We start from the raw sequence: 19,545 nt of genomic DNA, 5'->3' as shown, positions 1-19,545 counted from the left end.
ATGGAAAGAACGAGCACATGGCAGCGGATCGGAGATGTACTGAGGGGGTCATGCGGCGCGACTCATCGCAGTCATCCAGCCGGTAATGACGCCGGCGATTGCGGCCGCCCCGAGGTTCCAGTCCGGGCCGGGATGCGGAGCATACCATTCGGCGAACAGGTCAACCGACAGCCCAAGGCCAAGCAGGAAGAGGAAGCGCATCATGCTGCGCCCCTGATCTTCTCCGGGTTCTCTTGCATGAACTTGAGAAGATCACGGTGAGCTTCTGCGTCCTTCTCCGCGCGCGCTCGAAGACGAGCGACGTAGCGGCTGTTGTTAAGGGCGCGAAGGCCAAGGGTCGCTTCGCTCATGCCGGTCTGGCTGAGGTAGGCGTCGATGCGGCTCAGGAGGTCATGAGTGTTCATGTCCCGTAATCTGGCCTATTGGCCACCTGACGTCAAGGACAATTGGCCATTGGACTGTGGACCAGATTCTCGGGTTATTGGGCACATGACCAAGACCCTGCGAGATCAAGTCCTTGAATACCTGTCGGAGACAGGCATGACTGTAGCCGAGCTTTCTCGCAGGTCAGGCGTGTCTTACGACACCCTCAACAAGCTCAAGCGCCGTGAAGGATCCTCAACATCCGCAGAGAACGCAGAGCTTCTCAGGGCCGCATTGAGCCCGAGCACGCCGCCGCGTGCCGATACACCTGCTCTTCAGCGCGTTGAGCCAGGAGACCAACCACCGGCTGATACCGCTCTCGTGCCGGTGTACGACGTAGAGGCCAGCGCGGGCGACGGAGCGATTGTGGATGAGGAGTACGAGTCGCACAGCCTCGCGTTCCCGCCCGCTTACTTGGGAAAGATCACCAAAGGGCCGACAGACAAGCTCTCGATCATCTCGGTGAAGGGGGAGAGTATGGAGCCCACGCTGCTGGATGACGATATCGTCCTGCTAGACGGCCATAAGACGGACATCAGCTATGACGGCCTGTTCGTCCTAAGGTTCAACACGGCCCTCCACGTCAAGCGCATTGGACGGTCAGCGAAGCCCGACCATATCATGGTCATATCGGACAATCGCGACCTTTACCCGCCGCTAGACATGAGGATCAGCGACGTCACGGCGGTGGGCAAGGTGCTTTGGTACGGACGGAAGGTATGAGCCCCGCCCGCGTCCGGTTCAACCTGCCGCCCGAGGCGGTGAGGAAGGTGGCGGGGTGAGTTGATTTTTACGATACCGCGCACAATTATCGTGTTACTATGAGGCCCACGGGAAGCAGAGAGGGGGGATCATGACCGTCAGATCAATCGATGCCGCTCGGCACCTCTGTGAGCGCAGCGGCTGGCTCATTAGCAACCTAAAATTGCAAAAAATTCTGTACCTCGCAGACCTCAACTTCGTCGGCCAAGGCTTCGGTCGTCTTGTCGATGAGGACTTTGAGGCATGGGACTACGGCCCGGTCCTTCCATCAATTTACCGGCGCTGCAAAGCTTTCGGGGCAAAGCCCATTCCCAACATCTTCTGGGGCACTACGGGCATCGGCGGCACGGATGAAGCGGAGATGCTTGACTTGGCGTGGGGCAACCTGCGGCACCTCACGGCCGGTCAGCTCGTGTCTAAGACGCACTCCACGAACGGAGCTTGGGCGCGACGGTACGCGCCGGGGCTGCGGCACAACCCCATTCCTACGGACGACATGATTGATGAGTACCGAGCCGCCCGAGGGACCGCAGCCTAAGACCGCATCTCCCGAGTTTTCTACAGGCGGCGCGCTTGAGACGCTCAATGCCACGCCGCTGATGGAGAATATCGCGAAGCTGGAAACCGATCTTGACGCCGAGAAAGAGGAGCGTCGAGAGGAGCGGTTCTACTGGATCTGTGGCGTGGCGATATCGTTCGACGTGATCGCCATTCAGGCAGTCAGCGGCTCTTGGCTGTTCGCCCCAGTCTTTATGCTGCAACTCATTTTATTAGTTGGGATAGCGCAGCGGCTTGGGGTTGATTGGGCCGTCCAGATGATCGGCGCGCTGTTCCACTGGATGACGAGCCGAGGTAAGCCCGGGGGTTGACGCCGGGCGGGGCCTTAGCCCCGACGCCATAGATGTCAGGCTCCCGAGCGCATCTCAAAAGTAGCTCTAACGCCGTCCGATTTCAATGCCTGATGTCGCCCGTCGAAGCCCAGCCCGCCCTAACCCGGCGGGCTTTTTCCGTTTTCCGGCACGGGCGTAGATCGCCCGCAGGCCATAAATTGGCCACTTGTCCATCTTAGCGCTTGACGACTGGCCAACTGGCCAATACCTTCTCCCCATCGGCACACGCCACAGGGAGAACGACAATGACAGACGCAGATCGCGATTGGCTCGAAGCCTGCCGCGCCGAAGAGCGCGCCGCTGTTGCCGCCGCCCGTGAGTCTTACCGCCGCGAGTGCATGGCGTCTTGGGAAGGCCGGGACACCACTAACGTCTACGTCACCCCGGACTTTCCGCCCGCGCTTGGTGGGGCGTCCCGATGACCCGCGCCCGCCGCCTCTCGCACCTCCTGAGCCAGCCCGTCGTCCCCTCGCACGTCTGCCTAGAGGCGAGCCACGCGCTGGACGCTCTGGAGCGCCGCAACGCCGAGCTTGAGGCGCAGGTCTCCGCGCTCACCGATTTCTCCAACACCGTCGTCCGCCTCCACGGAGAGGCCAGCATCAAAGGAGCAAGGCAATGACCACCGTCTCCGGCAAGATCGTCCTTGAGGCAGAGGCCCGGTTCCTCGCCATCGCGGATCGTCCGTTCACCTCGACATGGGGCCACCAGCCCGGCGAGGAAATCCAGGACAGCAGCGCCACGCTCAACACCGTGACCATCGCTGGCGTGACGCTCCAGCCGGCCGACCTGCACCCGGACCTGCACGCCGCCCTCCTCCGCATGTCCGGTGAGGTGGACTACGACGAGGAGGCCGCGTGATGGAAGGCACCTTCGAATACCTTGGCCACGACGGCCAGTATCACCGCCTCCGCAACTGCGATGACCCTTCGTGGGTCGCGTACTTCGGGAGCATGGCCGGCCTCGAATGGTGGGCGTGGCATAACGACTACTGCGTCATCTGGCCTGAGGACGCCGCCGCCGCGGTTGCTGCGCCTCACGCCCTGACGGCGCCCGCGCAGGAACTGGAGTGCGCGCGATGACCGATTTTGTTTCGATCAGAGGGCAGTATTTTGCCAGCCAGAAGGAGTGGGTCGTCCACGCCACTCGCGCACTGACATCGCACCCCGAATACTTCGACGCCGAACACGCTGACCGCACTGGTTGGCGCGGACACCACTTCAAAGCTTTGTGCTTCGATCAAAAGGGCCGCCGGTGCCGCAGTGGCGGTGACTTCCAGCGCGCCGAAGATGACGGTGCCTATCCCATCTGGTGGATTTGGCCGGACCAGATAGCGCCCGCGCTTCTGGCTGCGGAAGGGATGCTTTCAGCGTTGGAACATCTGCAATCTGGCTACGACTGCGCGGACGTTGCCGAGCCCGCCCTCGCCGCCTACCGCGAGGCCACGCGATGATCGCCTCCTATGTCGCCGGGTGGGTCTTCCTCGCGCTCACCGTCGCAGCCGCAGTCCTGTGCTTCAAGGACGGGGCTGTATTCTTGGCCGTCGTCAACTCGGTGTCCGCCCTCGTCCTGGTGGGGGCTCAGATATGGCTTCCCCGATGAGCGCGGCCTTCACCAACCCCTGCCGAGACTGCGGCGGGACGGGCTGGCTCCGCTTCAAATGCGGCTCCCTTTGGCGCTGCACCTGCAATCCCTACACCCGCAGCGCCGCCCTCCCCGGCCAAGCGGGACACGCGGCGACCCCCGCCGCACCCCGTCGTGCCAGCGTACCCACCGCCCACGACGGGGCCACCGATACCGACCTCGCACACCGCCACGGGACAGACCCGGCAGGGACGATGCGAGAGATCGAGAAAGCGAAAGGAGCCTGACTATGCACCTCACTGCCCACATCAACTCCAAGCACAAGGCTAAGGCTTGGAAGTGTGAACATAGCGGCCAAGCTTTCGTCAGCATCAACACGCCCGACGCGGATGGCGGCGTCTACGCGCACGATACCGGCCTCATGCTGGCGGTCCCGGACATGTGCATGGCCCGCGCCATCGCCGCCGCGATCAACGAGCCGCACGTCGCGGGGTATGCCGCCGCGCTTGATGCGGAAACCGCCCGTCTCTCCGGCCTCGAACCGATCGGCGCCTCCGACCAAGGGGAGGCAGCGTGATGTACGCGATCATCTGCAATGCCCGGAAGGGCGCTAGCATGGGCATATCTACCCTCGCACTTGTGGACCGGGCGAAGTCCAAGAGCCTTTGGTGGACAGACCATAATTCGGAGCTGGCGATGAAATACCGGAAGCGATCTGCCGCGGAGTTCGCCGCCAGCCGACTCAAGCAGAACAACGCCCGTGTCGTCTCAAGCGCTTTCGCTCATGCCATTCTCTCCCGTCAGTTTAGAGCAATCGTAACCGCAGAACGCGAAGCTGACGATGCCAAGTGCATGGATGCCGCTGAGGCCGGTTGGGATGCACACAAGACGTGGGTCTGACACGCCCCGAGACACCGGCGCCGATCCTCCTCCCTAAGCGCCGGTCCCCTCCCCGCTCCGTGCCTCTCCCTCATGGAGCGGGGAGACCAGACACACAGCACCCGACATTCACCGCAATCCCATTGAGGAGGCGAACATGGCACTGAACATCACCAAGTCGAACCAGCCGATCGAGGTCAAGAACCTCTGCGTCACGATCTACTCGCAGCCGGGGCTCGGCAAGACCAGCCTCGCCTATACAGCCAACAGCCCTCTGCTCTTGGACTTCGACAAGGGCGCCTATCGTGCCGTTGACCGGAAAGACGTGGTGCAGGTCGAGAACTGGGCGGACGTGGCGAGCATGACCGCCGCCGACCTCGCGGATTACGACACCATCATCATCGACACCGTGGGCAAGGCGCTGGACAGCCTCGGGGCCGACATCGTTCGCAGCAACTCGAAGCTATCCTATGGCGGCGCCCTGAACCAGCAGGGATGGGGCCAGCTCGGCGTTCGCTTCAGCGCTTTTCTCAAGTTGCTGAAGTCGTTCGGCAAGGACGTGATCCTCCTGTCCCACATGGACGAGAAGCACGACGGCGACGAGATCAAGGAACGCCTCAAGATCCAGGGCGGCTCGAAGGATCTGGTCCTGACCGACAGCGACGTGATCGCTCGCATCTCGATCCACAATCGCGAGCGGCAACTGATCTTCTCGCCCACCGAGACCGCGTTCGGGAAAGATCCGGCCGGCATCGGCGCCATGCCCCTGCCCGACGCACAGTCCGCCCCGGAGACGTTCGCGACCTGCCTTGCCGATATCATCACGCGGATCAAGGCCGACCTCAACGCCCTCTCGGAGGAGCAGGTCGAGCGGAAGTCCGAGGTGGAGTGGTTCAAGGCCACGCTGCCGACGATGACCAAGGCGAGCCAGATCAACGCCGTTCTGGGCCGGGCGAAGAAAGCCGGCCGCGATGTGGCGAAGTTGGTCGTCACCCGCGCGAACGATCTGGGCCTCGACTTCGACCCCGACGCCCGTCGCTACTCGGACCCCGAACACGAAGCGGGCGCGCAGGCTGATGACGATACGCGCGACGAAGAGGACGACATCCTCGGGATGCGCGACCTGCCCTATGACCCCGACCAGGAGGCTGCATGATGGACGGAGCAATGAACGAACGCGCGGTTGTCGGCCACAACAACCCGCCCGACCCCATTGACGAGGCCCTCGCCCCCTACGGCGACACCATCTCGGAAGCTGAGAACTGGCTGGACGGCGAGCGGGTCGAGAACGAGGCCCAGATGAAGGCCGTGGACGCCCTGCGCAAGGCCATGCGCGAGTGCCGCCTGTCCCTTGAGAAGGGGCAGAAGGCCGCGACCGCCCCGCTCCACGCCGTCTACAAAGCGGAGCTTGATCGGTGGAAGCCCTCGATCGAGGACACCAAGCGCATCGAGGCCGGCCTTGTCTCCGTGGTGGATACCTTCAAGCGCGAGCTGGACGAACGAAAGCGGGCTGAGGAACGGGCCGCGTGGGAAGCCGCGAACAAGGCCCGCCGGGAAGCCGAGGCCAAGGCAGCCGCCGCAGATACCGCAAACATCGAGCAGCAACGCGAGGCCGAAGAAGCCAAGCGCGCAGCGATGGAGGCTGAGAAGGCAGCGCAGGCTGCGAAGCGCGATCAAGTGAAGGGCCTGCGTACCGTCACGCACTACGAGGTGACCGACCACAAGAAGCTCCTGCACTGGATTGCCGCCAATCATCGAGACGACCTGACAGCCTTTGTCGATCAGTGGGCGCAGAAGAACCACAAGACGAACGCTCACGCTGACGGCCTCCGCGTGTGGGAATGTCAGGAGGCGTACTGATCATGACAACGCGCGTGGTCCACAGCGACGAGGATGCGGCGAAGCTGTGCAGGTTCATCGCCGGCCGCGGCGCCTATCCTCAGACCGTCACCATCACGAAGGGGCAGCTGCGGCGCAACCGCCAGAACCGGCTGTCCCAGCGATGGTATGCTGACATCGCCCGTCAGCGTGGCGATAGCAGCCACGCCGAGGTGCGCGCCGAGTGCAAGCGCCAGTTCGGAGTCCCGATCCTCCTCGCCGAGAACGAGGCGTTCGCCGTCTCCTGGCACGGGGTCATGGACCGCCTGACTTATGAGCAGCAGGTGGCGTCCATCCGCGCCTTCGACCTTCCGGTGACGCGCCTGATGACGGTCAAGCAGATGACCAGCTTCATGGAAGAGATGCAGCGGCATTGGTGCGGGATCGGCTTTCACCTGACGGATCCGGACGCGCTCCGCTACGAGGAGGAGTTCTCGTGAAGCGCTCCCCGCTCGCCCGCAGAACGCCGCTCACCAGCACATCGCAGATGGAGCGCACCGGCAAGATCCGCCCCGTTTCCAAGCGCCGCCAGAAGGCACGACAGAGCGCCGAGGGGAAGGCGGGGCAGGAACACATGGCCCGCGTTGCCGCGCTGCCGTGCGTCATCTGCGTCGAGTGGGGGATGGTGCAGCAGAGCCGGACCACCGTGCATCACTGCATCCACGGCCGGTACAGCCGCAGGCGCGCCCCCGACACCATGACCCTGCCCCTATGCGAGGGGCATCACACCGGCGACCTCGACACCTCCAAGCTGGCCCTGCACCGCGAGCCGGCCGCGTGGAAGTCGCTCTACGGCAGCGACACCGACTGGCTGTCGTGGGTCGAGCAGAGACTAGGGATCGACCGATGATCCGCCCCAGCCAAACACAGGAGACAGACATGACCGACGAAAAAGACGCCCTCATCGCCGATCTGGAAGCCGAGAACGCGCGGCTAAGGGGCCTCCGAGTGAAACCGCTGGAGTGGTTTCTGGCGCAGATCAACTACCATCGAGCAGATCCTATGAACTGTGCCTTCCGCTACACCGTGCGCGAGGATGTTAATGCACAGGGGTCGTTCTACTGGTATATAAACGGCTCCAAGAACGACTCCCCGTTCCTCAGCCTAGAAGCCGCCAAAGCCGGCGCGCAAGCTGACTACGAGCGACGCGTCCTCTCTGCGCTTGCCCCCGCCTCAGAGCCTGCCGACGACGTGCGGGAGCCGATCACGATGCGCTACACAAACTGGCGCGGCGAGACGGCGATGCGGACGATCCGGCCTCTCCGGCTGCGCTACGACGCGACCGAATGGCACCCCGAGCCGGGCTGGCTCCTGACCGCATGGGATACGGAGAAGGACGCCGAGCGGGATTTCGCGCTCTCCGATTGCGACTTCACCGCCGCCCTTGCCGCCATGCCCCCGCGCGAGGTGAGCGTGGCAGAGGCGGCGCGGGTGCTGCTCGATGCGACCCCAAACCCGATCTTCGGCAACCTCAAACCCGTGCTGATGGATGAGTTTTCTGAGACTCACCCGTTTATCAACGATGACGGCGACGAAGATACGCTCGATGTGACTATCAGTTGGTGGGCGACCAAGGACATCATCGAAGCCGCCCTCCGCGCCCTCGCTGCGAAAGGGGGCGAGGCATGACCGGCCTTATCGAGCAGACCCGGGAGCGCGCTGATGTTCGCCGTAAGGGTACGGCGCCCCGTGAAAACGAGATGCTGTTCGTGGTGGCCCGCGAGAGCCGCGACGATGCGGCCCTGATGGATAGGCTAGCCGCCGCGCTTCTGGCTGCGGAGGAACTGGCGGAAGCCGTTGCCGATGAAGAAGAGACCGGCGGCACGAATGCTTACCGCAGGAAAATGACCGCCCTCGCCGCCTACCGGGAGGCCACGCGATGACCCTCCCCGACCCCATCGAGACGCAGGCCCGCCGCGCCGCGGACGACTTCTGCGGCCTGCTCCTCGCCTCAGCGATCTGCGCGGCAGCCGCCTGCCTGTTGCCGACGCTGATTGACGACACCCCAGGCGAGGCCCCGCCCGCCGCTGGACAGGAGGACTGAGCCATGAGTGACGAGACGAAAGCGCCGATGATCTGGACCCGTCAGCTAGTCCAGCGCCCGGGTAAACGGCAGCAGGGAGCATGGCGCAACTTCCCGTCAGGCGGACCGTACAAGACTGCCTACATCCGCCACGACCGCGCCGCCCTCCTCGCCTCCCCCATCGTGCAGGAGATCATGAGGAACACCTTTCGGGCTGGGTTCGTGATGTCGCGGGAGGCTTGGAACGGCGACAACCCGTATAATGGCAAAGATCCGGAGGATGATCCGCTGTGGGTCGAAGAACGAGACGAGGCTTTCGCCTATCTCTGTGCCGCCATCCGCACCCCCGACACGCTCGGCGCGGAGGACTGACATGGGAGCCCCGCAGCCCCTAGCAGTTCGCGACACGACCGCGGCGAAGATGTTGGATATGCCAGCCTTCGAGTTCCGCCGGCTTGTCGACGCCGGGGCGCTGCCGAAGCCATGCAGGATCGGCCAGCACGATCGTTGGCGCGTGCAGGACATAAAGGCCATCGTGGACGGCAAAGCCGCATGGCCTGACGATGAGGACATCGAAGCGTGAGACGCCCGCCGAAGCCCCGCATCGTGAAGCCGCGCCTCGCATGGAAGTGGTTCGGCAAGTGGGTGCCAGTTTACCGCCAGACGAAAACGGTGAACGGCAAGCGCAAGGAACGCACGATCTTCCTTGATTGGCAGGGCGACCCCGAGCGCCTCGACGCCCTCTATTGGGAGTGCCGAACCGGGAAGCATGACCGGCAACAGGCACCGGCGCAGTACACGTGGCATGATCTGGTCGTCGCTTGGCGATCCGACCCGGTTGTCCAGAAGCGCCTCGCGGATGGCACGCGCCGGAGCTACCGCCGGGAAATGGACGCGCTGCTTGAGAAGAACGCCGACAAGGATGTGCGTAAGACGACGAGGCCGGGCCTGCGGAAAGTCCACGCTGCGCTGGCTGACACACCGCGCAAGGCCGACTGGCGGATCCAGATCGTGTCTCTGCTTTGGAACTACGGCAAGCTCAAGGCCGACTGGCCGCTAGGTGACAACCCAGCAACCGGGATCGACAAATACGGTGTGCAAAACCCTTTCGAACCGTGGCCCGAGTGGATGGTCGGAAAGCTTGCCGACGCCCCCGAGAACGTCCGCACGACGGCCGAGCTTATCCTTGGCAGCGGGCAACGACCGAGCGCAGCCATCGAGATGGCATGGTCGGACTTCAGCGGTGATCGCATGACGGTCGTGGACGAGAAGCAGGACGAGCGTTTTCAAGTCCACTGCCCGAGCCAGTTGCGCGCCTACCTCGACGGTCTGCCGAAACGGGGCGCTTATGTGCTGGCCAAGAACCTCAGCCAGCCGCTCGGTTATGACGCCGTCGAGCGCGCCTTCCGAAAGTGGCGCAAGGGCCTCGGAGCGGAGGCCAAGGCGTTCTCGCTACACGGCCTAAGGAAGCTGGCGATCATCCGGCTCGCTGAGGCGGGATGGTCTGACGCCGAGATCCAGGCCGCGACCAACCAGAGCCCGGAGACGGTGGCCTACTATCGGCGCCGGGCGAGCCGGCTCACCCTTACGCGCTCCGCGCACAAAAGGCGGTAGGAGAACGAACCGATGACGAATCGTGAAAGTGGGATAGAGGTGTGGGATACGGCGCTGGAGCCAAGGTCGGAGGAGTATCGAGATCGAGCGCCTTTCCTTTCAAAACCAACGTGGTACCCGAGGTCGGACTCGAACCGACACGCCGCGAGGCGGGGGATTTTGAATCCCCTGCGTCTACCATTCCGCCACTCGGGCCAGCAGGTCCGTACCTAACCGAGCCGCGCGGGCTACGCCAGCCTCAACCCGCAAGCCAACGCGGCAACCACAGGGAGATGGCCGGAAGCGCGCCCAGAATCGCGATGCGCAGGATATCGGACAGGATGAAGGGCAGCACGCCCGCCCAGATCCGACGCACGTCGATCCCGGGCGCCGCCGCCGACAGGATGAAGAGGTTCAACCCGACCGGCGGCGTGATCAGTCCCACCTCCACCGCCATCAGCGCGAGGATGCCGAACCAGATCGCGGCCTCACCGGCCTGGAGCCCGAAGTCGAGCCCCTCGATCACCGGCAGGAAGACCGGCACCGTGAGGAGGATCATCGACAGGCTATCCATGACGCATCCGAAGATGAGGTAGGCCAGCAGCATCGCCGCGAGGACCACGAAGGGCACTATTCCGGCCGCTTCCACCCACGCTGCCAGCGCCTGCGGGGCCTGCGTCAGGGCGAGGAACCCCTTGAAGAGTTCGGCCCCGAGGAGGATCGCGAAGATCATCGCCGTGGTCCGGGCCGTTTCGAGGATAGCCTCGACGAGACCGGCCAGGGTCAGCCGTCCGGTCACGGCGCCATGAAGGAGGGTCGCCACCACACCGAAAGCGGCCGCCTCGTTTGGCGTGAAAAGAGCCTGGAGACCGGCACTCTGCCAGTCGAGATCCACGAGCATGCCGCCCATGGTCAGCCCGAAGATCGCGAGGACCGGCCATGCCTGCGACAGCCCTGCGAGCCGCGCCTTGAGCGGCGCGCGCGCCCCGGCCGGCCCTGCGCCTGGCGCGATGCGGACGTAGAGCACGATGACGAGGGCATATCCGGCCGTCGCTAGAAGCCCGGGCAGAAGGGCGGCCGCGAACAGGGTCACGATGTTGGCCTCGGCCATGATGGCGTAGATCACCAGGATCACGGAGGGCGGAATGAGAATGCCCAATGTCCCGCCCGCCGCCACGGTCCCGGCCGCCAGCGCGTCCGAATAGCCCCGCGCGCGCATCTCGGGCAGCGCGACCTGCGCCATGGTCGAGGCGGTGGCGAGCGACGAGCCGCAGATCGCCCCGAAACCGGCCGATGCGCCGATCCCGGCCAGCGCCATTCCGCCCCGGCGATGCCCGGCCCAGTCCCCGGCGACGCCGAAGAGAGCCGCGGAGAGGCCCGTCTGCGTGGCCACCTGCCCCATCAGCAGGAACAGCGGGACGATGACGAGCGAGGGGGTCGAGAAGATATCGAACGGCAGCGTCTTCAACTGGCTCATCGGCCCCGCCGCACTGCCGAGGATCGCCCACGTTCCCGCGATCCCGGCACCGCCGATGGCGACGGCCACGGGGATACGCGCCAGGATCGCGGCGATCACGCCGGCAAAGACGAGGGCGGCGAGCGCGGGTCCGGTCATGACATCGCCTCGGCAAACGACACCCAGGCCGCCCGCAAAGCCGCGACGACGGTCATGACCGCGCCCGCCAGGGCCGCCGCGAGCAGCGCCCAGACCGGCAGGCCCAGATCGAAGGTTGTCTCGGTGTAATACGGCCGGGCGCCGAGCCCGAGCGCGGACCGCAGCACCTCTGAGCCGTAGGGGAGCTTTTCGCCGAAGCCGAGCCAGAGCTGGCGGAGAATGACGAAGGCCGCGAGGGCCAGTAAAAGATCGCCGAGCAAGCCCAGACCGTCCCGGAGGCGCGCCGGGAGCCGGGAGGCCGCGATATCCACCCTCACATGGGCGCGGGAGAGCGTGGCCCAGGGGAGGACCCAGAAGACAGCGATGCCGCAGCCATTCGCCATCAGCTCGTAATCCCCGCGTACCGGCCCCAGCCCCAGTCCCGTCAGGGCACGGCCGATCACGGAGACGCAGACCATGACGGACAGGCCGAGAAGTCCGATCCCCGCAAGGACGGCCATGCCGCGCGCGGCCCGCTCGATCAGGACGCCGATCCCCCTCAACGCGCACTCTCCCGTGGCGGGTCTGAAGTGCTGCGCCCTCTAGCCGTTCGGCGCCGCGGGGACAATGCCGGGACATCGCTGCGGGACCGCCTCATGCCGCCCCGCGTCCGAGCCTCAGCCTTGACCGCGGCTGCGGCGCGGGTCATGTCCACCGGACACCCCGCCTCGAGGAACGTCGCCCGTGCTCGCTCGCCTCTACAACTGGACGATGGCCCTCTCCGCCGGGCCTCGGGCGCTCTGGGCGCTGGCCGCCGTGGCCTTCGCCGAAAGCTCCGTCTTTCCGATTCCGCCCGACATCCTGATGATCCCGATGATCCTGGCACAGCGCCGCAGGGCCTTCCTGATCGCGACCGTCGCGACGATCGCGTCGGTTCTCGGCGGCCTCGCGGGCTACGTCATCGGCGCCTTCTTCTACGATCAGGTCGGGCAACCCGTGCTTGAAGCGCTCGGCAAGGCGCACAGCATGGAAGAGTTCAACACGCGCTTCAACGGCCTCGGCTTCTGGGCGGTCCTTGTGGCCGGACTGACGCCCTTTCCCTTCAAGGTCATCACGATCATGTCCGGCTGGACGGGGATGCCGCTCGGCACCTTCCTCGTCACCTCCATCGTGGCGCGGGGCCTGCGGTTCTACATCGTCTCGGCGCTCCTCTGGCGCTTCGGGGAGCCGATCCGGCACTTCATCGAGCGCCGCCTCGCCCTCGTCTTCACGCTCTTCGTCGCCGCCCTGATCGGTGGATTTCTCGCAGTGAGGTTCCTGTGACCCGCACCACGCTCGTTCTTCTCGCCACGCTCGGCTCCGCCGCGCTTCTCCTCGGCGCCTTCGCCTTTCAGCACATCGGCGGCTATGCCCCGTGCAAGATGTGCCTCTGGCAGCGCTGGCCGCACGCGGCGGCCATCGCGATCGGCGTCGCTGCGCTGGCGCTCGGGACCCGGAGCCTGGCTTGGTTCGGTGCGCTCGCTGCCGCCATCACCGCCGGGATCGGCATCTACCATTCGGGCGTCGAATGGGGGATCTGGCCGGGGCCGACGGCCTGTACGGGCGGTGGCGCCGGACTCTCCGGCCTCGGCGGCGCGGATCTTCTGTCCACCGACGCGCCGACGGGCGTCGTGATGTGCGATCAGGTTGTCTGGTCGCTTCTGGGCCTGTCCATGGCCGGCTGGAACGCGCTTCTCTCCCTCGTCCTGGTGGTGCTCTGGGTCGCGGCGGCGCTCAAGCGGGAAGGCTGACGCTCTTAGCTCCCCGAGCGTCCTCGCGGTCTTCAGATGCCTTTCGGCGAGGCGGCAGTCCCACGAGATGCCTCGCAGCGCCAAGCGGCGTCCCGTCGTGCGGCGCCGTTTACTCGCGTCGCGTCTTCCCTCTAAAGTTCAGCTCAAATGCAGGCGGTCCCCCCACCGCCCACCACATTCGATCAGGGAGCCATTTTTATGACGGATCGTGTTGAGAAGACCGGATTGCAGGTCGCCACCGAGCTTGCAACCTTCATCGAGGAGCAGGCGCTTCCGGGCACCGGCGTCGAGCCGGATCAGTTCTGGGCGGGCCTGTCCGGTCTCGTGAAGGCGTTCGGCCCGACGACACGAGCCCTCCTCGACCGGCGGGACGAGCTGCAGGAAACCATCGACGCCTGGCATGTCGAGCGCCGGGGCCAGCCGCACGATGCCGCCGACTACCGCGCCTTTCTCGAAGAGATCGGCTACCTTCTGCCGGAACCGGACGGGGTCGAGGTCGCAACCAGCCGCGTCGATCCCGAGATCGCCTCCGTCGCCGGGCCGCAGCTTGTCGTTCCGGCCACCAATGCACGATACGCTCTCAACGCCGCGAATGCCCGGTGGGGCTCGCTCTACGATGCGCTCTACGGCACCGACGCCCTCGGCTCGGAGGCTCCGAAGGGGGAGTACGACCCGGAGCGCGGCCGCCAAGTCGTGGCCTGGGCGAAAGCGCATCTCGATGCCGTGGCTCCCCTCGCGAAAGGAAGCTGGGCGGACGTTCAGGCGCTGGCGCCCTCCGGCGGGAAACTCATGATCATCGGCTCGATGGGCTCAACGACGCTCAAGGACGAGCGCCAGTTCGCGGGCTTCAATCGCGGGCCGGACAACAATGTCTCCGACGTGTTCCTGCGGGCGAACGGGCTGCACATCGTCCTCTTCCTCGACCGCACGCATCCCATCGGCAAGACCGATCCCGCCGGCCTCGCCGATATCGTCCTCGAAGCCGCGGTGAGCACGATCGTCGACCTGGAGGATTCGGTTGCCTGCGTCGATGCCCCGGACAAGGTCCTGGCCTATGGCAACTGGCTCGGCCTGATGAAAGGCGATCTCACGGCCGAGATTACCAAGGGCGGCGAGACATTCACCCGCGATCTGAACGACGATATCGGCTTCATCGGGCCGGACGGGCAGCCGCGCCTCCTCAAGGGCCGCTCGCTCATGCTCGTGCGCAATGTCGGCCACCTGATGACCACACCGGCGGTCCTCGACGAGGATGGTGCCGAGATCTCCGAGGGTCTTCTCGACGCCCTCGTCTCCACCCTCTGCGCGATCCATGACTTCAAGCGCGAGGGCGGTCCCTACAACTCCCCCGCGGGCTCCATCTACGTGGTGAAGCCGAAGATGCACGGGCCGGAGGAGGTCGCGCTGACCTGCCGGATCTTCGATGCGGTGGAGCGTACGCTCGGGCTCCCGGCCAAGATGGTGAAGATCGGGATCATGGACGAGGAACGCCGGACCTCCGCCAACCTCGCCGCCTGCATCGAGGCCGCGTCTGACCGGATCGCCTTCGTCAACACAGGCTTCCTCGACCGCACCGGGGACGAGATCCATACCGCGATGGAAGCCGGGCCGATGAAGCGCAAGGCGGAGATGAAATCGGCGGAGTGGCTATCGGCCTACGAAAGCCGCAACGTGGACATCGCCATCGCCTGCGGTCTGAAGGGGCGGGCGCAGATCGGCAAGGGCATGTGGGCGATGCCCAACAGGATGCACGCCATGCTGGAGGCCAAGATCGCCCATCCGCAGGCCGGGGCGACCTGCGCCTGGGTCCCCTCGCCCACCGCGGCCATCCTTCATGCCACGCATTACCACAAGGTCGACGTCTTCAAGCGGCTCTACGAGATCGCCGAGGAAACCGGCGGCGGGACCCGGGACGGGCTGGACGCCCTCCTGACGATCCCGCTTCTGGAGACCGAACTTTCGGCGGAGGAGATCGCCTCCGAGACCGACCTGAATGCACAGGGGATCCTCGGCTACGTGGTGCGATGGGTCGATCAGGGGATCGGCTGCTCCACCGTGCCGGACCTCGAGGGCGTGGGGCTGATGGAGGACAGGGCGACCTGCCGGATCTCATCGCAGGCGCTGGCGAACTGGATCCACCATGACCTGACCGATGCGCAGACCGTCATGGGAGCGCTTCGCCGCATGGCGGCGATGGTGGACGAGCAGAATGCCGGCGATCCGGATTACTCTCCGATGTCACCGGAGTTCGACGGCCTCGCCTTCCAGGCCGCCTGCGACCTTGTCTTCAAGGGGCGCATCGCACCGTCTGGGTACACCGAGCCCGCGCTCCATGAGCGGCGGCTCCAGGTGAAGGCGAAAGGCGCCGCTTAAGGGGCGAACGCGCGGGGGGCGGCCGGAGCAGCCCCCCGCCCGAGCGCCCTACTCCGCCGCTTCCTGCCCGGCCGTCTCGACATGGGCGACGCGGCCGCCTGCCTTGCTGGAGGTCACCACCCCGAGCGACTTGAGCTTGCGGTGCAGCGCGCTGCGCTCCATGCCGACGAAGGTCGCGGTGCGGGAGATGTTGCCGCCGAACCGGTTGATCTGCGTCAGCAGGTATTCCCGCTCGAAGAGTTCGCGCGCCTCGCGCAACGGCAGCGTCGCCAGCGCGCCGGACAGCACCACGCGGTCCTCCTCGCTGCCGCCGGTATCGCCGCCTTCGAGCTCCCGCGGGCCGATCGCCTCACCGGTCTCGCCGAGGATCAGCGCCCGCTCGATCAGGTTCTTCAGCTGGCGCACGTTGCCCGGCAGGTGCATCGTCTGGAGAAGCGCGACGGCCTCGTCCGACAGCTCCCGCAGCGGCAGGCTCTGGGTCTGATTCAGCTGCTGGATGAAGTAATTGGCCAGCTCGGGAATATCCTCCCGTCGCTCGTCGAGGCCCGGCACACGGATCGGGACCACGTTCAGCCGATGATAGAGTTCCTGCCGGAACCGGCCGGCCGAGATCTCGTTCGCAAGATCCCGGTTGGTCGAAGAGATCACCCGCATGTCCACGCGAACGTTGTCCGTGCCGCCGACGCGCTGGAATTGCTGATCGACGAGAACGCGGAGGATCTTGGACTGGGTGCCCGGAGGCATGTCCGCCACCTCGTCGAAGTAGAGGATGCCGCCATGGGCCCGCTCCAGAAGGCCCGGTTCGATCCCCCGCTCGGGGCTCTCGCGGCCGAAAAGGACCTCCTCCATCCGCTCGGGCTCAACCGAAGCGGAGGGGACGGTGACGAACGGGCCGTCGGCGCGCGCCGAATTCTGATGGATGAAGCGCGCGGCGATCTCTTTGCCGGAGCCGGCCGGCCCCGTCAGCATCACCCGACCGTTCGAGCGCGTCACCTTTTCGAGCTGGGATTTCAGCGTCTTGAAGGCATAGCTTGCGCCGATCATTTCCGCGGCGACCACTTCCCGGCGGCGCAGCTGGGTATTCTCCCGGCGCAGGCGCGAGGTTTCCATCGCCCGGCGGATCACGACCATGAGCTGATCGATATGGAACGGCTTCTCGATGAAGTCGTAGGCGCCCTGCTTGATGGCGGCGACGGCAATCTCGATGTTCCCGTGACCCGAGATGATCACGACGGGGATGTCCGGGTTGTCCCGCTTCACGGTCTTGAGGATGTCGATCCCGTCCATCCGGCTGTCCTTCAGCCAGATATCGAGGATCATCAGCGCGGGCGGCTCGGCGTTGATCGAGGACATGCACTCGTCCGCATTCGCCGCGAGCCGGACCGAAAAGCCCTCGTCCTTCAGGATGTCGCCGACAAGCTCGCGGATGTCGCGCTCGTCGTCGGTGATCAGAATGTCGCCCATGATCCCTTGCTCCCTCTCATTTTTCTTTATTCTGCTGCCTGCTCGAACTGCACCGCGCGGGGCAGGACGATGACTGCCATCGCCCCGGCGCGGTCCGTTCCACCGAACGGCGGGGCGTCTTCGAGATCGAAGCTCCCGCCATGTTCCTCGATGATCTTCTTCACGATGGGCAGGCCGAGGCCGGTGCCCGTCTCGCGGGTCGTCACGTAGGGTTCGAAAAGCCGCGTGCGGTCTTCCGGGAGCCCTATGCCGTTATCCATGATGCGGATCGTCGCCGTCCGCTCCCCGGTCTCGCAGGAGACGCGGATCTCGGGGGAAAAGTCCTCGGGCGCCCCCGCCTCGCGCAGGCTCTCGATGGCCTCGCCGGCATTCTTGATGAGGTTCGTCAGCGCCTGCCCGATCATCGTCTCGTCGACGTCCACCGGGATCGGTTCCGAAGGAATGTCGGCGGAAAGGGCTTCGTCGAGCTGCTGGGACTGAAGCGTCACGGCGTCGCGCAGGAGCACGACGAGGTCCGCGCGCCGGCGATCCGGCTCGGGCATCCGGGCGAATTTCGAGAACTCGTCCACGATGCGGCGCAGATCGCCGGTCTGGCGGATGATGACGCCCGTCAGCTGCTCCAGGCTTTCGGCCTCCTCGGGGTCGAGCCGGGACGAGAACTTGCGCCGGACGCGCTCCGCGGACAGCTGGATCGGCGTCAGGGGGTTCTTGATCTCGTGGGCGATGCGGCGTGCGACGTCCCCCCAGGCGGCCATGCGCTGCGCCGAGACGAGCTCGGTCACGTCGTCGAAGGCCACGACGTAGCCCTCGAGGTCACCGTCCCCGGAGCGCCGCTCTGCCATCCGGACGAGCAGGTTCTCCAGCTTGCCGTTCCGCGACAGCCGGATCTCCTCCTGGGCGACGCCGCGCTCCCCCGACCTCAGACGCGTCAGCAGACCGGCGAATTCGGGCACGGTCTGGCCGATCGCGTCGTGATGGTCTTGGCCCTCCTCGATCTCCAGAAGCCTGAGCGCGGAGCGATTCATGAAGTCCACCCGGCCCTCCGCATCGAGGCCGATCACCCCCGCCGTGACGGAGGACAGAACGCTGTCGAAGAGCCGGCGGCGCCGTTCGATCTGGGCGTTGGTGGACAGCAGCGCATCGCGCTGTCCCTTCAGTTGCCGGGTCATCTGGTTGAACACGCGGCCCAGCATGGCGATCTCGTCCTCGCCGTCCGCCTCCACCACGCGCACGTTCAGATCCCCGTCGCCCACGCGCTGCGCGGCGCCCGCAAGACGGCCCACCGGCTTCGACAGGCGCTCGGCGAAGATCAGGCCGAGCCAGATCGCCGCGAGGATCAGGATCAGGGCGAAGCCGAGATAGAGCAGGCCGAACTCGAAGAGGAGCCGCCCCCGCTCGCTTTCCAGCTGGTTGTAGAGCCGCACGGATTCCTGCGTGTCGTCCAGCAGGGCGAGGATCTCTCCATCCACCTCGCGGCTGACATAGAGAAACCGGTCGGCGAAGGCCGTCAGCTGGATCAGGGCGCGGAACTCGTTGGCGTCCCAGTCCTCGATGATCGCGGGATCGCCGCCCGCGGCCTGCGCGATCGCCTCCTCGCTCGGGCGTTCGTAATCAAAGAGATAGGATCGCTCGCCCCGCGCCCGGATCTCGCCGTCCGAGTCGATGACGTAGGCTTCCCGAAGGCCGCGCTGCACCTGCGCCTGCCCCTGTGTCAGAAGCTGGCGGATCTCGCCGTCCGAGAGGGCAAAGCGCGCCGAGCGGGCGACGTTGAGATACCCGGCGAGCACCGCGGCATCCTGCGTCAGGTCGCGCCGGTGCTCGTCCTCGTAGGCCTCCGCAGCGGACAGCGATGCGCCGACGACGTTGCGCACCCGGTCCGAGAACCAGCCTTCGAGACCGACATTGATCGTCAGGACAGCGAAAACGGCGACGAGAACCGTGGGAATGAGCGCGATCAGGGCGAAGACGCCGGTCAGTCGCAGGTGTAGCCGGGATCCGGCCGACTTTGCCCTGCGCTCCGCGACCATGCGCGCGACCCGGCCGAGGACCAGCGTGGCAACGGCGAGGATGTAGACGAGGTCGACCAGCATGACGACCCGGAGCCATGGCGACGTCGCGCCCTGCCGCAATGGCCCGAGAACCCAGAATGTGCCGATGACGAGGACGGGACCGAGCACGACCAGGCCGAGGGCAGACCCAGTGCGGATTGCGCGCGCCCGTCGCAGGCGCGAGACTCTTTCCCAGCTCAGACGCTGTTTGTGGCTTGCCAAGAGACAGCCTCGCTCTTCCTCGTGC

30 protein-coding genes and 1 tRNA gene are annotated in these 19,545 nt (G+C 65.7%); 24 read left to right on the top strand and 7 right to left on the bottom strand.

What is annotated here, in order from left to right:
- Window positions 1-48: 48 nt before the first annotated feature.
- Together DQG15_RS18025 and DQG15_RS01125 are read right to left on the bottom strand one after the other, a co-directional pair.
- A complete protein-coding gene (locus DQG15_RS18025; RefSeq protein ID WP_157968854.1) occupies window positions 49-204 on the bottom strand; it encodes a hypothetical protein in 156 nt (51 codons plus the stop codon).
- Window positions 201-404 (bottom strand): hypothetical protein, encoded by a 204-nt coding sequence (locus tag DQG15_RS01125; RefSeq protein ID WP_116082063.1) that lies wholly within the window; start codon window positions 402-404, stop codon window positions 201-203. The genes DQG15_RS18025 and DQG15_RS01125 overlap by 4 nt, the downstream gene beginning before the upstream one ends.
- 85 nt (window positions 405-489) lie before the next feature.
- On the opposite strand from DQG15_RS01125, the gene DQG15_RS01120 reads away from it, so the two are divergent.
- The 21 genes from DQG15_RS01120 (at window position 490) to DQG15_RS01035 (ending at window position 10,050) form a co-directional block, all read left to right on the top strand.
- Window positions 490-1,146: a S24 family peptidase gene (locus tag DQG15_RS01120; protein WP_157968853.1), complete on the top strand. Its 657-nt coding sequence runs from the start codon at window positions 490-492 to the stop codon at window positions 1,144-1,146.
- 130 nt (window positions 1,147-1,276) lie between these two features.
- Entirely contained in the window at window positions 1,277-1,723 is a 447-nt protein-coding gene (locus DQG15_RS01115; protein ID WP_116082059.1) for a Panacea domain-containing protein, read from the top strand.
- Complete coding sequence (locus DQG15_RS01110) at window positions 1,689-2,054, top strand: hypothetical protein (protein ID WP_116082058.1); 366 nt, start codon at window positions 1,689-1,691, stop codon at window positions 2,052-2,054. The genes DQG15_RS01115 and DQG15_RS01110 overlap by 35 nt, the downstream gene beginning before the upstream one ends.
- 266 nt (window positions 2,055-2,320) lie before the next feature.
- Complete coding sequence (locus DQG15_RS18020) at window positions 2,321-2,497, top strand: hypothetical protein (RefSeq protein ID WP_157968852.1); 177 nt, start codon at window positions 2,321-2,323, stop codon at window positions 2,495-2,497.
- Window positions 2,494-2,694 (top strand): hypothetical protein, encoded by a 201-nt coding sequence (locus DQG15_RS01105; RefSeq protein ID WP_116082056.1) that lies wholly within the window; start codon window positions 2,494-2,496, stop codon window positions 2,692-2,694. The genes DQG15_RS18020 and DQG15_RS01105 overlap by 4 nt, the downstream gene beginning before the upstream one ends.
- A complete protein-coding gene (locus tag DQG15_RS01100; protein ID WP_116082055.1) occupies window positions 2,691-2,933 on the top strand; it encodes a hypothetical protein in 243 nt (80 codons plus the stop codon). The genes DQG15_RS01105 and DQG15_RS01100 overlap by 4 nt, the downstream gene beginning before the upstream one ends.
- On the top strand, window positions 2,933-3,154 hold the full coding sequence (locus DQG15_RS01095) for a hypothetical protein (protein ID WP_116082053.1): 222 nt from the start codon (window positions 2,933-2,935) through the stop codon (window positions 3,152-3,154). The genes DQG15_RS01100 and DQG15_RS01095 overlap by 1 nt, the downstream gene beginning before the upstream one ends.
- A complete protein-coding gene (locus tag DQG15_RS01090) occupies window positions 3,151-3,525 on the top strand; it encodes a hypothetical protein (RefSeq protein ID WP_198665044.1) in 375 nt (124 codons plus the stop codon). The genes DQG15_RS01095 and DQG15_RS01090 overlap by 4 nt, the downstream gene beginning before the upstream one ends.
- Window positions 3,522-3,674 carry a hypothetical protein gene (locus DQG15_RS18015; protein WP_157968851.1) on the top strand — a complete coding sequence of 51 codons (153 nt, stop codon included), beginning with the start codon at window positions 3,522-3,524 and terminating at the stop codon, window positions 3,672-3,674. The genes DQG15_RS01090 and DQG15_RS18015 overlap by 4 nt, the downstream gene beginning before the upstream one ends.
- 271 nt (window positions 3,675-3,945) lie before the next feature.
- The gene (locus tag DQG15_RS01085; RefSeq protein ID WP_116082052.1) at window positions 3,946-4,233 is read left to right on the top strand and encodes a hypothetical protein; all 288 of its coding nucleotides are present in this window, start codon (window positions 3,946-3,948) and stop codon (window positions 4,231-4,233) included.
- Complete coding sequence (locus tag DQG15_RS01080; protein ID WP_116082050.1) at window positions 4,233-4,556, top strand: hypothetical protein; 324 nt, start codon at window positions 4,233-4,235, stop codon at window positions 4,554-4,556. The genes DQG15_RS01085 and DQG15_RS01080 overlap by 1 nt, the downstream gene beginning before the upstream one ends.
- Window positions 4,557-4,692: 136 nt before the next feature.
- Entirely contained in the window at window positions 4,693-5,691 is a 999-nt protein-coding gene (locus DQG15_RS01075; protein WP_116082049.1) for an ATP-binding protein, read from the top strand.
- Window positions 5,688-6,395 (top strand): hypothetical protein, encoded by a 708-nt coding sequence (locus DQG15_RS01070; protein ID WP_232830657.1) that lies wholly within the window; start codon window positions 5,688-5,690, stop codon window positions 6,393-6,395. The genes DQG15_RS01075 and DQG15_RS01070 overlap by 4 nt, the downstream gene beginning before the upstream one ends.
- 2 nt (window positions 6,396-6,397) lie before the next feature.
- Entirely contained in the window at window positions 6,398-6,853 is a 456-nt protein-coding gene (locus DQG15_RS01065) for a hypothetical protein (protein WP_116082047.1), read from the top strand.
- Window positions 6,850-7,263, top strand: a complete 414-nt coding sequence (locus DQG15_RS01060) for a Ref family recombination enhancement nuclease (RefSeq protein ID WP_116082045.1) — start codon at window positions 6,850-6,852, stop codon at window positions 7,261-7,263. Before DQG15_RS01065 ends, DQG15_RS01060 begins: the two co-directional genes overlap by 4 nt.
- Entirely contained in the window at window positions 7,260-8,042 is a 783-nt protein-coding gene (locus tag DQG15_RS01055) for a hypothetical protein (protein WP_157968850.1), read from the top strand. The genes DQG15_RS01060 and DQG15_RS01055 overlap by 4 nt, the downstream gene beginning before the upstream one ends.
- Window positions 8,039-8,296: a hypothetical protein gene (locus DQG15_RS01050; protein WP_116082042.1), complete on the top strand. Its 258-nt coding sequence runs from the start codon at window positions 8,039-8,041 to the stop codon at window positions 8,294-8,296. Before DQG15_RS01055 ends, DQG15_RS01050 begins: the two co-directional genes overlap by 4 nt.
- Window positions 8,293-8,457 carry a hypothetical protein gene (locus DQG15_RS18010; protein WP_157968849.1) on the top strand — a complete coding sequence of 55 codons (165 nt, stop codon included), beginning with the start codon at window positions 8,293-8,295 and terminating at the stop codon, window positions 8,455-8,457. The genes DQG15_RS01050 and DQG15_RS18010 overlap by 4 nt, the downstream gene beginning before the upstream one ends.
- Window positions 8,458-8,460: 3 nt before the next feature.
- Complete coding sequence (locus DQG15_RS01045) at window positions 8,461-8,808, top strand: hypothetical protein (protein ID WP_116082040.1); 348 nt, start codon at window positions 8,461-8,463, stop codon at window positions 8,806-8,808.
- A gap of 1 nt (window position 8,809) precedes the next feature.
- Window positions 8,810-9,019: a hypothetical protein gene (locus tag DQG15_RS01040; RefSeq protein ID WP_116082039.1), complete on the top strand. Its 210-nt coding sequence runs from the start codon at window positions 8,810-8,812 to the stop codon at window positions 9,017-9,019.
- 23 nt (window positions 9,020-9,042) lie between these two features.
- Window positions 9,043-10,050: a tyrosine-type recombinase/integrase gene (locus DQG15_RS01035; RefSeq protein WP_157968848.1), complete on the top strand. Its 1,008-nt coding sequence runs from the start codon at window positions 9,043-9,045 to the stop codon at window positions 10,048-10,050.
- A 111-nt stretch (window positions 10,051-10,161) separates the two neighbouring features.
- Here the strand turns inward: DQG15_RS01035 and DQG15_RS01030 are convergent.
- The 3 genes from DQG15_RS01030 to DQG15_RS01020 all read right to left on the bottom strand — a co-directional run bounded on the left by DQG15_RS01030 (window position 10,162) and on the right by DQG15_RS01020 (window position 12,186).
- A tRNA-Leu gene (locus DQG15_RS01030) sits at window positions 10,162-10,245 on the bottom strand.
- A 43-nt stretch (window positions 10,246-10,288) separates the two neighbouring features.
- Window positions 10,289-11,644, bottom strand: coding sequence for a TRAP transporter large permease (locus DQG15_RS01025; RefSeq protein WP_116082036.1), 1,356 nt, complete (start codon window positions 11,642-11,644; stop codon window positions 10,289-10,291).
- Window positions 11,641-12,186, bottom strand: a complete 546-nt coding sequence (locus DQG15_RS01020; RefSeq protein WP_116082034.1) for a TRAP transporter small permease — start codon at window positions 12,184-12,186, stop codon at window positions 11,641-11,643. Before DQG15_RS01020 ends, DQG15_RS01025 begins: the two co-directional genes overlap by 4 nt.
- Before the next feature lie 181 nt (window positions 12,187-12,367).
- On the opposite strand from DQG15_RS01020, the gene DQG15_RS01015 reads away from it, so the two are divergent.
- From DQG15_RS01015 to DQG15_RS01005, 3 genes are all read left to right on the top strand, one after another.
- A complete protein-coding gene (locus DQG15_RS01015; RefSeq protein WP_116082033.1) occupies window positions 12,368-12,946 on the top strand; it encodes a YqaA family protein in 579 nt (192 codons plus the stop codon).
- On the top strand, window positions 12,943-13,413 hold the full coding sequence (locus DQG15_RS01010; protein WP_116082031.1) for a disulfide bond formation protein B: 471 nt from the start codon (window positions 12,943-12,945) through the stop codon (window positions 13,411-13,413). Before DQG15_RS01015 ends, DQG15_RS01010 begins: the two co-directional genes overlap by 4 nt.
- A 198-nt stretch (window positions 13,414-13,611) precedes the next feature.
- On the top strand, window positions 13,612-15,786 hold the full coding sequence (locus DQG15_RS01005) for a malate synthase G (protein ID WP_116082029.1): 2,175 nt from the start codon (window positions 13,612-13,614) through the stop codon (window positions 15,784-15,786).
- A gap of 48 nt (window positions 15,787-15,834) precedes the next feature.
- Here DQG15_RS01005 and DQG15_RS01000 read toward each other — a convergent pair whose 3' ends face one another.
- Together DQG15_RS01000 and DQG15_RS00995 are read right to left on the bottom strand one after the other, a co-directional pair.
- Window positions 15,835-17,250 carry a sigma-54 dependent transcriptional regulator gene (locus DQG15_RS01000; RefSeq protein WP_116082027.1) on the bottom strand — a complete coding sequence of 472 codons (1,416 nt, stop codon included), beginning with the start codon at window positions 17,248-17,250 and terminating at the stop codon, window positions 15,835-15,837.
- A gap of 26 nt (window positions 17,251-17,276) precedes the next feature.
- Entirely contained in the window at window positions 17,277-19,520 is a 2,244-nt protein-coding gene (locus DQG15_RS00995; protein ID WP_116082026.1) for a PAS domain-containing sensor histidine kinase, read from the bottom strand.
- Window positions 19,521-19,545 lie beyond the last annotated feature (25 nt).

This window comes from Tropicimonas sp. IMCC34011 (assembly GCF_003390865.1).
Lineage (GTDB): Bacteria > Pseudomonadota > Alphaproteobacteria > Rhodobacterales > Rhodobacteraceae > Tropicimonas_B.
This window is presented reverse-complemented; position numbering and strand designations above follow the sequence as displayed.